This is a genomic window from Cupriavidus sp. 2TAF22 (assembly GCF_052115045.1).
Classification (GTDB): domain Bacteria; phylum Pseudomonadota; class Gammaproteobacteria; order Burkholderiales; family Burkholderiaceae; genus Cupriavidus.
Genome location: NZ_JBFRFX010000086.1, coordinates 1 through 12,324 on the forward strand (window position 1 = coordinate 1; position 12,324 = coordinate 12,324).

Here is a 12,324-nt window from a genome sequence, read left to right on the forward strand (position 1 = left end):
CCGCGGTGGTGCGGCCGGCCCCGGTTGCCGCCGCGCCGGCTCGCGCCGAGCCGCCGCCGCGCCGCGCGCCCGCCATGGAGCCTGCCGATCCTGGCCCGTCCGGCGATGTCCCGCCGTGGGAATTCGCCGGCAGCAGCGACGTGCCGCCGTGGGAAGACCTGCCGCCGGACCTGCCGGTCATTGGTCCGTACGGCAGCGACGCCTACGGCAGCGATCCCGAACCCATGCCCGCACGGCAGCCGGCGCCACAGCGCCGCGAGCCGGCCCGGCCAGCCGTGCAGGCCGCTCCTGCACAGGCGCCGGCACCGGCACCGGCAGAGCCTGTCGCAGCCGTGCGCCTTACCCCGCCCAAGCCGCCGGTGGCCGGCGAAGACGGCACGCCGCCGGTCTTCACCGGCGCCTGGCCGGCGCTGGCCGCCAGCCTGTCGCTCAAGGGGCTGGCGCAGCAGCTTGCCTACCAGAGCGAACTGGTACAGGTGGTGGGGCGTACATTCCATCTGCGCGCGCCGGTGGCGCCCATCACCGAGGCCGGCGTGGTCGAGCGCCTGCAGCAGACGCTGGGCGAGCACCTCGGTACCGAGGTGCGGGTGCAATGCGAGATCGGCGCGGTCGCCGATACGGCGGCGGCGGCGGATGCCCAGGCGCGCGCCGAGCGCCAGCGCGAGGCCGAGGCCACCATCGAGGGGGATCCCTTTGTGCAGGGCTTGCTGCGCGAGTTCGGCGGCCATATCCTGCCCGGGTCGATCCAGCCGCGGGCGGCCTGACCGATTGAACGACTTCCATGACGGGTCGCCGGCGCCCATGACGCGCGGCGGCCCGTGGTTTCCATCCAACACGCTAATCAGGAGCTTTCCATGATGAAGGGCCAACTGGCCGGGCTGATGAAGCAAGCCCAGCAGATGCAGGAAAACATGAAGAAGATGCAGGAGCAGCTTGCCCTGATCGAGGTCGAGGGCCAGTCCGGCGCCGGCCTGGTCAAGGTGACCATGACCTGCAAGAACGACGTCAAGCGCGTCTCCATCGACCCCAGCCTGCTGGCCGAGGGCGAGGACAAGGAATTGCTGGAAGACCTGGTGGCGGCTGCCTTCAACGACGCCGTGCGCAAGGCCGAGGCGACCACGCAGGAAAAGATGGGATCGATGACGTCTGGCCTGCCGCTGCCGCCGGGCTTCAAGATGCCGTTCTGAGCCGCGTCCCGAGTCTGATGCGCGCAACGGAGCCAGGCATGATCCTCGAATCCGCAGTGCTGCCGGTACGGCCCGGCCAGGAGGTCGCCTTCGAGGCGGCCTTCGGGCACGCACGCCATATCATCGCGGGCATGCCGGGTTTCCTCGGGCTCGAACTGCATCGCTGTATCGAGCAGCCGTCCGACTACCTGCTGACGGTCCGCTGGCGCACGCTGGAAGATCACACGCAAGGTTTCCGCGGCTCTCCCGAATACCAGCAGTGGAAGGCCCTGCTGCACCATTTCTACGAGCCGTTTCCCACCGTGCTGCACCACACGCCGGTGGTGAGCATGGCCGCGCCCGACCGGCGCCCCGCCGACGGAGGCGCCGCGTGAAGAACGCGCCACCGACTTCGCTGCAGGCGCTGATCGAGGCCCTGCGGGTCTTGCCCGGCGTCGGCCCCAAGTCCGCGCAGCGCATGGCCTACCATCTGCTGCAGCACGACCGCGAAGGCGCGCGCAAGCTCGGCGACGCGCTGCGCGGCGCGGCCGACGGCATCAAGCATTGCTCGCGCTGCAATACCTTCACCGAGCAGGAAATCTGCTCGACCTGCCTGGACGAGCGGCGCGACGCCTCGCTGCTGTGCGTGGTGGAAACGCCGTCCGACCAGGCCATGATCGAGCAGACCCTGACCTACCGCGGCCAGTACTTCGTGCTGATGGGCCGGCTCTCGCCGCTGGACGGCGTCGGCCCGCGCGAGATCCACCTGGACCGGCTGCTGGCGCGCGCCACCGACCCGGCCCTGGGCGGCCCGGTTGCCGAGGTCATCGTCGCGACCAATTTCACCAGCGAGGGCGAAGCCACCGCGCACTATGTGGGCGAGATGCTGAAGGCGCGCGGACTCAAGGTGTCGCGCCTGGCGCGCGGCGTGCCGGTGGGCGGCGAGCTGGAGTACGTCGATGCCGGCACCATCGCCCGCGCGGTGATGGACCGGCGCTCGGTGTAGCCGTGCCTGCCTCCATGGGCTGAACGCAACCGCATGAACCTTGCTCGCTTCGACCTCGTCACGCTCGGGCTGTTCGTCGCTGTGGCTCGCCAGGGCAGCATCTCCGCGGGCGCGCGCCAGTCCCACCTGGCCGTGGCCGCGGCCAGCAAGCGCATCTCCGACCTGGAAGCCGCGGTCGGCGCGCCGCTGTTCTTCCGCCACGCCGCCGGCGTGCAGCTGACCGAGGCCGGGCAGGCCTGCTTCCATCACGCGCTCACCATCCTGCAGGATGTGGAGCGCATGGCCGGCGTGATGTCCGACTACGCCAGCGGCGTGCGCGGCCAGGTGCGCGTGTGCGCCAATACCTCGGCCATCACGCAGTTCCTGCCCGATGACCTGGCGACCTTCATGGCGCTGCATCCCACCATCCGCATCGAGCTCGAAGAGCAGAACAGCAGCGAAATCGTGGCTGCGCTGGTCGAGAACCGCGCCGACGTCGGCATCTTTGCCGACCGCACGCCCAGCGCCGGCCTGGTCACCGTCGAGTACCGCCAGGACGAACTGGTGCTGGTCACGCCGCCGCACCATCCGCTCTCGGAGCGCGGGCCGGTGCGCTATGCCGATACCCTCGAATACGACTTCGTCAGCCTGCCGCAGGTGACGTCGCTTGCCGCGCGCCTGCTGGAGGAGAGCAGCCGGCTGGACCGGCCGTTCCGCCTGCGCATCCAGGTGCGCAGCTTCGATGCCATGTGCCGCATGGTGATGGCGGGGCTGGGCGTGGGCGTGCTGCCGCGCATCGCGGCCGAGCCGCATGTGCAGTCGATGGGCCTGTCGCTGGTGGCGCTGCAGGACGCCTGGGCGCGCCGCTCGCTCCTGATCGGCATGCGCGATCCGGCCGGGCTGACGGTGTCGGCGCGGCTGCTGATCACGCATCTTTGCGGCGACCGCGCGCCGTTCTGAACGGTCGCTTCAAGACGGTCCCGGCGTGGTTGCGCGGCCTTGCCGCACGGCTTGTACGGTCTGCAGCCGCACGCCTGGCCAGGCCCGCTTCGCTTCGTCCTGGAGCAAGCGCCCGACCGGACAGCTTTCGCGTTCCAAGACAACCCGCTTCTCCGAATGCCGATTCCGCCATGCGCGCGGCTAGGGCAAACTGCGTCGAAACAAGGCGTGGCGCCGGCAGATAGCCAGGATGCCCGGCACGCAGCAACCGATACGGCACGGAGACCCTCCACATGGCGCGACAGATTCTCGAAGGCATTCGGGTCCTGGAACTCGGACAACTGATTGCCGGCCCCTTTGCCGCCAAGACCCTCGCCGATTTCGGCGCCCAGGTGGTCAAGGTCGAGCCGCCCGGGCAGGGCGACCCGCTGCGCAAATGGCGCATGTTGCATGGCGAGACGTCGGTCTGGTGGGAGGCACAGTCGCGCAACAAGCAATCGATCTGCATCGACCTGCGCCAGGCCGAAGGCCAGGCGGTGGTGCGCAAGCTGGCGGCCGGGGCCGACGTGCTGATCGAGAACTTCCGGCCCGGCACCATGGAAAAGTGGGGCCTGGGCTTCGAGTCGCTGCGCGCGGACAATCCCGGCCTGATCATGGTGCGGGTTTCCGGCTACGGCCAGACCGGCCCGAAGAAGGACGAACCCGGCTTTGCCGCGGTGGCCGAGGCCATGGGCGGCCTGCGCTACCTGACCGGCGAGCCCGGCCGCGCCCCGGTGCGCGCGGGCCTGTCGCTGGGCGACACCATCGCCGGCCTGCATGGCGCGCTCGGTGTGCTGCTGGCGCTGTACGAGCGCGACGCGCGCGGCGGCCAGGGGCAGGTGATCGACGTGGCCCTCTACGAATCGTTGTTCAACCTGAGCGAGAGCCTGCTGCCGGAGTACTCCGCATTTGGCGCGGTGCGCCAGCCGGCCGGCGGCGCCTTGCCCGGCATCGCACCGTCCAATGCCTATCCCTGCGCCAGCGGAGAGTATGTGCTGGTCGCCGCCAACGGCGACGCCATCTTCAAGCGCCTGATGCATGCCATGGGCCGCGCCGACCTGGCCGGGGATCCGGCGCTGGAGCGCAACGACGGCCGCGTCAGGCGCGTCGAGGAAATCGATGCGGCCATCGCGGCCTGGACCCGCAGCCAGAGCGTGGAGGATGCGCTGGCCGCGCTCAAGCAGGCCGAAGTGCCCTCGGGCCGCATCTACACGGTCAAGGACATCGCCGAAGACCCGCACTACCGTGCGCGCGGCGTGATCGAGAGCGTGACCTCGGCCGGCGGGCTGACCGTGGAGGTGCCGGGCATCATGCCCAAGCTGTCGGGCAGCCCGGGTGCCATCCACGACCGCGCGCCCACGCTGGGCGAGCATACCGATGCGGTGCTGGCGAAGGCCGGCTTCGACGCCGCCACCATCGCCGACCTGCGCGCACGCGGGGTGGTGGCATGAGCGCCGCCGCCTTCGCCACGCCGGCCGCTCTGCGCGGCCCGGCCCGCATCGAGATCAACGAGGTGGCGCCGCGCGACGGCCTGCAGATCGAGCCGGTGGTGGTGCCGACCGATGCCAAGGTGGCCTTCCTGGATGCGCTGTCCGCGTGTGGCTTTGCCCGTATCGAGGCAACTTCCTTCACCTCGGCCAAGGCGATTCCCGCGCTGGCCGATGCCGAAGCCGTGATGCACCGCATGCAGCGCGCCGCCGGCGTGCGCTATACCGCGCTGGTGCCCAACCTGCGCGGCCTGGAGCGTGCGCTGTCTTGCCGGCCCGACGAGCTCAATCTGGTGATGTCCGCCAGCGAGACCCACAACCGCGCCAACCTGCGCATGACGCGCGCGCAGTCGCAGGCGCAGTTGCTGGCGATGACCGCGGCGGCGGGCGAGGCCGGCGTGCCGGTCAATGTCTCGCTGTCCACGGTGTTCGGCTGCCCCTTCGAGGGCGAGGTCGACGCCGACGCCGTGATGGCGCTCGCCAGGTCGTTCGCCGAGGCCGGCGCGAGCGGCATCACGCTGTGCGATACCACCGGCATGGCCTATCCCACGCAGGTCGCGGCGCTGTGCGAACGCTTCCAGCGTGAACTGCCGCGGACCGGCCTGACCATCCATCTTCACAACACGCGCGGCATGGGCCTGGCCAACGCGCTGGCCGCGTGGCAGGTGGGCGTGACGCGCTTCGACGCCGCCGCCGGCGGACTCGGCGGCTGTCCTTACGCGCCCGGGGCGAGCGGCAACGTCAGCACCGAGGAGCTGGTGCATATGTTCGCCGCAATGGGCGTGGACACCGGCGTGGACCTGGGCCGCCTGCTCGACGTGGTGGCGGGCTTGCCGGCGCTGGTCCAGCGCGACACCGCCAGCCAGCTGCTGCGGGCCGGCCCGCGCCTGCGCACGCACCAGCCGCCGGCGTGGCTGGCCGGCCATTTTGCCGCGCAGGACGGCACGCAGCCCTGAGCCGTGCCCGCAGGAACCCGTTAGGCATTCCCTGGAAAAAACCCGCAAGAGCGGGTGCGCACCGCGCGGCGAGGGCCGGCGCGGGCGCAAGACAAGACCAAGCTCAAAGAGCAGCAAGCAGGAGACACCCATGCCCCGCATCCCGGCATACGCCGACACACGTTCGCATTCCTCGCAGTCCTCGCAGTCCAGCCTGTCCGCTGCCATGCGCGCTGCATCGCCCGCGCGCCGCAGGGCGCTTGCCGCCGCCGCGGCGCTGGTCGCCGGCCTGGCCGGCGCCACCGCTTCGGCGCAGGACGGCGCGTGGCCGCAGCGGCCCGTGACGCTGGTGGTGTCGGCCGCCGCCGGCGGCACCACCGACCTGGCCGCGCGCATGATTTCCGAGCCGCTGGCCAAGGCGCTCGGCCAGCCGGTGGTGGTGGACAACCGTCCCGGCGGCTCGGGCGGCATCGCGGCGCAGACCGTGGCGCGCGCCAAGCCGGACGGCTACACCCTGATGGTGCAGTACTCCGGCTACCAGGTCATCACGCCGCTGCTGACGAAGACCTCGTGGGACCCGGTGAAGGACTTCGCGCCGGTCGCCAATCTCCTGTCGGCGCCGCAAGTGCTGGTGGTGCGCCCGAGCCTGCCGGTCAAGACGCTCAAGGAACTGGTGGCCTATGCCAAGGCCAATCCCAACAAGCTCAACTACGCCTCGTCGGGCAATGGCTCGCTGCAGCACGTCTCGACCGAGTTGCTGAACCAGATGGCCGGCATCCAGATCACCCATGTCCCATACAAGGGCACGGGCCCGGCCATGACCGACCTGCTGGGCGGCTCCGTCGACCTCACCATCACCACGCCGCCGCCGCTGATGGGGCATATCCAGGGCGGCAAGCTGCGCCCGCTGGTGGTGACCAGCAAGCAGCGCCTGCCCAGCCTGAAGGACGTGCCTTCCGCGCCCGAGGCCGGCTATCCCGACCTCGACGTGTCTTCCTGGTTCGCCATGTACGCGCCGGCCGGCACGCCCAGGCCGATCATCGACAAGCTGGCCGGCGAGATCGAGCGCATCATGCAGACCGACGCCTTCCGCAAGAAGGCCGAGGAACTGGGCGCGGAGGCGAAATTCATGGGGCCGCAGCAGCTGGCGACCTACCAGCGCGGCGAACTGGCGCGCTGGGGCAAGGTGATCAAGTCCGCCGATATCCACGCCGAGTGAGCCAGGTGGAAACCGGCGTGCCGGCGCGGCCCGAAGCAGTGGGGCGGTCGAGCGAGGGCCGGACTGTGGTCGAAAGGCGGTCGAAAGGCGGCCGAAAGGCTCGCCCTGTATCGTCGATGCCGTCGCAGCGGCACCGGGCACGGCATAGGTGTTGATCCCGATGCGGCCCCGGTGCGCATCGGATAGCATCGCAGCTTGCCGCTGCGCGGCACGGTTGCCCCGGGTACAACAGGTAGGAGAGAGCAATGTATAACAAGAAATTCTGGAAGCAGGCGCTGATCGCGCTGGCGCTGTTCCTGGCTGGCTGGCTCACCTTCGGTGGCTATGCGCAGGCGCAGGGCAAGCCCGAGAAGACCAAGGTCACCATCGCCGTCGGCGGCAAGAACCTGTTCTACTACCTGCCGCTGACCATCGCCGAGCGTCTCGGCTATTTCAAGGATGAAGGCCTCGACGTCGACATCGTCGACTTCGCCGGCGGCGCCAAGGCGCTGCAGGCCGTGGTGGGCGGCAGCGCGGACGTGGTTTCCGGCGCCTACGAGCACACCCTCAACCTGCAGGCCAAGGGCCAGCAGTACCAGGAATTCGTGCTGCAGGGCCGTGCCCCGCAGATCGTGCTGGTGGTCTCCAACAAGACCATGCCCAACTTCAAGTCCGTGGCCGACCTGAAGGGCAAGAAGATCGGCGTCACCGCGCCGGGATCGTCCACCAACATGATGGCCAATTTCGTGCTGGCCAAGGCCGGGCTGAAGGCGTCGGACGTGTCCTTCATCGGCGTCGGCGCCAGCGCCGGCGCGGTGGCCGCGATGCGCTCGGGCCAGATCGACGCGATGGCCAACCTCGATCCGGTGGTGTCGATGCTGACGCAGAAGAACGAAGTGCACATCGCCTCGGATACCCGCACGCTCAAGGACACCCAGGCGGTGTTCGGCGGCAACATGCCGTCCGGCTGCCTCTACGCATCGAGCGCCTTCATCCAGCAGAACCCGAACACCACGCAGGCCCTGACCAACGCCATGGTGCGTGCGCTCAAGTGGCTGCAAAAGGCTGGTCCGTCCGACATCGTCAAGACCGTGCCGGAGAGCTACCTGCTGGGCGACCGCGCGCTGTACCTGTCCGCCTGGGACAAGGTCAAGGAAGCGATCTCGCCGGACGGCACGATGCCCGCCGATGGTCCCAAGACCGCGCTCAATACGCTGCAGCAGTTCGACCCGGACCTGAAGGGCAAGGCCATCAAGCTGGAGAACACGTTCACCAACAGCTTCGTGCAGAAGGCCAACGCCAAGTACAAGTAAGGCTTCGCCCGCGCAACGGGAGCCTGTGGCCCGCTGCACGCAGCGGGCCTTTGCATTTGCGCGGCCCTGAGGCCCGCCGCACGATTTCACGGATTCACGTACTCCAGTCGCGCCGAGGCGCCGTGCGGTATCGACGGTGCCGCATCGCCGGGATTCGCCAAAGATTCGCCAAAGATTCGCCAAGAGCCAGCCATGAGCACTGCCGCACTTTCCCTCGACAACGTCACCTGCACCTTCGTCTCGCGCGAAGACCGCAGCCAGCGCTATACCGCCGTCAAGGACGTCACCCTCGACATCCAGCCCGGCGAGTTCGTTTCCGTAGTGGGCCCGACCGGCTGCGGCAAGTCCACCTTGCTCAATGTCGGTGCCGGCCTGCTGCAGCCGTCGATTGGCGAAGTGCGGGTGTTCGGCGAGCCGCTGCGCGGCATCAACGAGCGCGCCGGATATATGTTCCAGGCCGAAGCGCTGATGCCGTGGCGCAGCGCGCTGGACAATGTGATCGCCGGACTCGAGTTCCGCGGCATGCCGCGCGCCGAGGCGCAGCAGGAGGGCGAGGCCTGGCTGCGCCGCGTGGGCCTGGGCGGTTTCGGCGACCGCTACCCGCACCAGCTCTCGGGCGGCATGCGCAAGCGCGTGAGCCTGGCGCAGACGCTGGTGCTGGACCCGGACATCATCCTGATGGACGAGCCGTTTTCCGCGCTCGACATCCAGACCCGCCAGTTGATGGAGAACGAGGTGCTGGACCTGTGGGCGGCCAAGCGCAAGGCGGTGCTGTTCATCACCCACGACCTCGATGAAGCCATTGCCATGAGCGATCGCGTGGTCGTGCTGTCGGCGGGACCCGGCACGCACCCGATCGGCGAGTTCGTCATCGACCTGCCGCGCCCGCGCGACGTGGCCGAGATCCGCAATCACCCGCGGTTCATCGAACTGCACGCCGCCATCTGGGACGTGCTGCGCGAAGAGGTGCTGAAAGGCTACGCGCAGCAGCGCAAGGTGGCCTGACACGGCCGCCGCCGCATCGCAGGCATCTCTCCCATTCAATCCGCACTGATTTCCATTCCATTCCCATGGCATTCCGTCCCGACTCCAAGGGCATGCTGCGCTTCTGGCAGTTGCTCGTCCTCGTAGTGATCCTCGGCGCTTGGCATATCGCCACGCGTTCGCAGCAGGTTGCCTTCTTCTTCGGTGAACCGCTGATGGTGGCCCAGCGCATCTGGACCTGGTTCGTGGTCGAGCGCGATATCTACATCCACCTCGGCGTGACCCTGATCGAGACGCTGCTGGCGTTCGGCATCGGTACCGCCGCCGGGCTCGGCGTGGGCCTGTGGCTGGCGCTCAGCCCGCTCACCTCGGCCATCCTCGATCCCTATATCAAGGCCATGAACTCGATGCCGCGCGTGATCCTGGCACCGATCTTCGCCGTGTGGTTCGGCCTGGGCATCTGGTCCAAGGTGGCGCTGGCAGTGACGCTGGTGTTCTTCATCGTGTTCTTCAACGTCTACCAGGGTGTCAAGGAAGTCAGCCCGGTGGTGCTGGCCAATGTGCGCATGCTGGGCGCGAACCGGCAACAGCTGCTGCGCCATGTCTACCTGCCCAGCGCGACCAGCTGGGTCTTTTCCTCGCTGCATACCTCGGTGGGCCTGGCCTTCGTTGGCGCGGTGGTGGGCGAATACCTCGGCTCGGCACGCGGGGTGGGCTATCTGATCCTGCAGGCCGAAGGCACCTTCGACATCAACACCGTGTTCGCCGGCATCGTGGTGCTGACCGCGGCGGCGCTGGTGCTGGACACGCTGGTGGGCAGCGTGGAGAAGCGGCTGATGAAGTGGCAGCCGCGCACGGGCGAGACCGAGCGCCTGTAGCCGCGCGTGGTACTGGCAGAACTTGGAGGGCGGCAACGATGCCGGCCCGCAGCCGGCAGAACGCCAGCGTCCCGCGCGACTTCATCGGCTACGCGAACAAGCAGGCGGAAATGAAAAGAGCGCCGGGTGCGTTGGCACCCAGGCGCTCTTTTCTTTCACGCAGTGCGCACGGCAGCCAGTGGTGGCCGCGTGCGGGACCAGGGCATGATCAGGGCACGATGACGATCTTGCCGGTGACCTTGCGGGCTTCCATGTCCTTGAGCGCCTGCGGTGCCTGCTCGAGCGGATAGCGCGCGGAGATGTGCGGGCGGATCTTGCCTTCCTTCATCCAGCCCAGCATCTGCGCCATATTGGCCTGGTTGGCCTTGGGCTCGCGGCGCGCGAAGTCGCCCCAGAACACGCCCACCAGCGAGGCGCCCTTGAGCAGCGCCAGGTTCAGCGGCAGCTTGGGGATCTCGCCGTTGGCGAAGCCCACCACCAGGTAGCGGCCGCGCCAGCCGATCGAGCGGAAGGCCGGCTCCGCATAGATGCCGCCGACCGGGTCATAGACGACGTCGGGGCCCTTGCCGTCGGTGAGCGCCTTGACGCGCTCGCGCAGGTCTTCGGTGCTGTAGTTGATCAGCGCATCGGCGCCGTGCTCCTTGCACACCGCCAGCTTTTCATCGGTGGAGGCGGCCGCGATCACGCGCGCGCCGATGGCCTTGCCGATCTCGATGGCAGCCAGGCCCACGCCGCCGGCCGCGCCGAGCACCAGCATGGTCTGTCCCGCCTTCAGTTCGCCGCGGTCGATCACGGCGTGGTGCGACGTGCCGTAGGTGAGCGTGAATGCCGCGGCGGTCTCGAAGTCGATGCCCGGCGGCATCGGCACCACGGCACTGGCCGGGGCTTTGGCCTGCGACGCGAAGGCGCCGTTGCCCAGGTAGGCGATGACCTTGTCGCCCGGCTTGACGTGGGTCACGCCCTCGCCGACGGCATTGACCACGCCCGCCAGTTCCGAGCCCGGCGAGAAGGGCAGTTGCGGCTTGGCCTGGTATTTGTTCTGGATGATGAGGACGTCGGGGAAATTCACGCCGGCCGCCTTGACGTCGATCACGACTTCGCCCTGGGCGGGCACGAGATCGGGCAGGGTTTCGAGAACCAGCGAATCGGGCGGGCCCCAGGCTTTGCACAGTACGGCTTTCATCATGTCTCCGGTGATATGTTCTACGGGTTGTTATGTCCGTTGCCCGGCGGCGATGGCGCAAAAAGGTGCATGCGCGGTGGATGCGCGGGCCGGCGCCTGTTGCGTTGGCGCCGTATCCGCATTACGCCAGACGGGCCCGGGCAAGTGTAGCGCAAAAATAGCACGGTCGTTCTGTTAGCTTCCGCACAGATCCCCGCCGAGCCGCGCAGGAGGCGGATTTTGCGGCGCGGTCAGGGCGTGCGCAGCAGCCTTGTCGGGTACAATCGCGGCCATGCATATCCTCCTCGCAAACGATGACGGTTACCTGGCGCCAGGGCTTGCCGCGCTGCACGCCGCGCTGGCGCCGCTGGCACGCATCACGGTGATCGCGCCCGAGCAGAACCACAGCGGCGCTTCGAATTCGCTGACCCTGCAACGGCCGCTGTCGATCTTCGAGGCGAGCGAGGGCGTGCAGAAGGGTTTTCGCTTCGTCAACGGCACGCCGACCGATTGCGTGCATATTGCCCTGACCGGCCTGCTGGACGAAAAACCCGACCTGGTGGTGTCCGGCATCAACCAGGGCCAGAACATGGGCGAGGACGTGCTGTACTCGGGCACCGTCGCCGCTGCCATCGAGGGCTTCCTGCTCGGGATTCCCTCGATCGCGTTTTCGCAGGTGGACAAAGGCTGGACGCAGCTTGACGCGGCGGCGCGCGTGGCGCGCGACATTGTCGAGCGCTATATCGCCAAGCCGGCGGCCGAACCGTTCTTGCTCAACGTCAATATTCCCAACCTGCCGTTCGAACATATCCGGGGCTATCGGGCGACACGGCTCGGCAAGCGCCATCCTTCCCAGCCGGTGATCACGCAGGTCAACCCGCGCGGCGATACCAACTACTGGATCGGCCCGGCCGGTGACGCGCGCGACGCGAGCGAAGGCACGGATTTCCACGCCACCGGCGAAGGCTACGTCTCGCTGACCCCCTTGCAGCTGGACCTGACGCATCGCGGTCAGCTCGAGCAGATCAACCAGTGGCTGGCATAAGCCCTTCCACGCGCAGTCCCCGGCCGTCATGAGCACTGCCCCGCGCCGCCCGAAATTTCCCCTCTCCCTGGACGCCGTCGTCGAGCGCAAGCCTGCGCCGGCGCGTACCGCGGGCCTGCCCGCCGTCGGCGGGGCCCGCGGCGCGGCCATCGCGGCCAAGGCCGCGGCGAAGGCGCGCGCGCCAGGCTTGCCC

The 12,324-nt window shown here is 68.7% G+C and carries 13 protein-coding genes and 1 pseudogene; 13 read left to right on the forward strand and 1 reads right to left on the reverse strand.

The features are described from left to right. The 11 genes from AB4Z48_RS39785 to AB4Z48_RS39835 all read left to right on the forward strand — a co-directional run. Window positions 1-764, forward strand: a 764-nt coding sequence (locus AB4Z48_RS39785; RefSeq protein WP_441624290.1) for a DNA polymerase III subunit gamma/tau C-terminal domain-containing protein, incomplete at its 5' end; no start/stop codon positions are given. Between the two features lie 90 nt (window positions 765-854). Further along, window positions 855-1,187: a YbaB/EbfC family nucleoid-associated protein gene (locus tag AB4Z48_RS39790; protein WP_420998475.1), complete on the forward strand. Its 333-nt coding sequence runs from the start codon at window positions 855-857 to the stop codon at window positions 1,185-1,187. A gap of 38 nt (window positions 1,188-1,225) precedes the next feature. Beyond that, window positions 1,226-1,561 (forward strand): antibiotic biosynthesis monooxygenase family protein, encoded by a 336-nt coding sequence (locus AB4Z48_RS39795; RefSeq protein ID WP_441624292.1) that lies wholly within the window; start codon window positions 1,226-1,228, stop codon window positions 1,559-1,561. Beyond that, window positions 1,558-2,172, forward strand: coding sequence for a recombination mediator RecR (gene recR / locus AB4Z48_RS39800; RefSeq protein WP_441624294.1), 615 nt, complete (start codon window positions 1,558-1,560; stop codon window positions 2,170-2,172). Before AB4Z48_RS39795 ends, recR begins: the two co-directional genes overlap by 4 nt. Before the next feature lie 33 nt (window positions 2,173-2,205). Further along, window positions 2,206-3,111: a LysR family transcriptional regulator gene (locus AB4Z48_RS39805; protein ID WP_441624296.1), complete on the forward strand. Its 906-nt coding sequence runs from the start codon at window positions 2,206-2,208 to the stop codon at window positions 3,109-3,111. Between the two features lie 272 nt (window positions 3,112-3,383). Then, on the forward strand, window positions 3,384-4,580 hold the full coding sequence (locus tag AB4Z48_RS39810) for a CaiB/BaiF CoA transferase family protein (protein WP_441624298.1): 1,197 nt from the start codon (window positions 3,384-3,386) through the stop codon (window positions 4,578-4,580). After that, the gene (locus AB4Z48_RS39815) at window positions 4,577-5,572 is read left to right on the forward strand and encodes a hydroxymethylglutaryl-CoA lyase (protein ID WP_441624300.1); all 996 of its coding nucleotides are present in this window, start codon (window positions 4,577-4,579) and stop codon (window positions 5,570-5,572) included. The genes AB4Z48_RS39810 and AB4Z48_RS39815 overlap by 4 nt, the downstream gene beginning before the upstream one ends. Before the next feature lie 205 nt (window positions 5,573-5,777). Beyond that, window positions 5,778-6,770: a Bug family tripartite tricarboxylate transporter substrate binding protein gene (locus AB4Z48_RS39820; RefSeq protein WP_441624310.1), complete on the forward strand. Its 993-nt coding sequence runs from the start codon at window positions 5,778-5,780 to the stop codon at window positions 6,768-6,770. 245 nt (window positions 6,771-7,015) lie between these two features. Then, the gene (locus tag AB4Z48_RS39825) at window positions 7,016-8,062 is read left to right on the forward strand and encodes an ABC transporter substrate-binding protein (protein WP_441624302.1); all 1,047 of its coding nucleotides are present in this window, start codon (window positions 7,016-7,018) and stop codon (window positions 8,060-8,062) included. 192 nt (window positions 8,063-8,254) lie between these two features. Next, window positions 8,255-9,067: an ABC transporter ATP-binding protein gene (locus AB4Z48_RS39830; protein WP_441624304.1), complete on the forward strand. Its 813-nt coding sequence runs from the start codon at window positions 8,255-8,257 to the stop codon at window positions 9,065-9,067. Between the two features lie 65 nt (window positions 9,068-9,132). After that, window positions 9,133-9,924 carry an ABC transporter permease gene (locus tag AB4Z48_RS39835; protein WP_441624306.1) on the forward strand — a complete coding sequence of 264 codons (792 nt, stop codon included), beginning with the start codon at window positions 9,133-9,135 and terminating at the stop codon, window positions 9,922-9,924. Window positions 9,925-10,132: 208 nt separating this feature from the next. Here the strand turns inward: AB4Z48_RS39835 and AB4Z48_RS39840 are convergent, their stop codons facing one another. Next, window positions 10,133-11,107: an NADPH:quinone oxidoreductase family protein gene (locus AB4Z48_RS39840; protein ID WP_441624312.1), complete on the reverse strand. Its 975-nt coding sequence runs from the start codon at window positions 11,105-11,107 to the stop codon at window positions 10,133-10,135. 271 nt (window positions 11,108-11,378) lie between these two features. On the opposite strand from AB4Z48_RS39840, the gene surE reads away from it, so the two are divergent. Together surE and AB4Z48_RS39850 are read left to right on the forward strand one after the other, a co-directional pair. Continuing rightward, window positions 11,379-12,131, forward strand: coding sequence for a 5'/3'-nucleotidase SurE (surE, locus tag AB4Z48_RS39845; protein WP_441624308.1), 753 nt, complete (start codon window positions 11,379-11,381; stop codon window positions 12,129-12,131). Window positions 12,132-12,159: 28 nt separating this feature from the next. Then, window positions 12,160-12,324: pseudogene (locus AB4Z48_RS39850) on the forward strand (protein-L-isoaspartate(D-aspartate) O-methyltransferase); the annotation flags it as partial.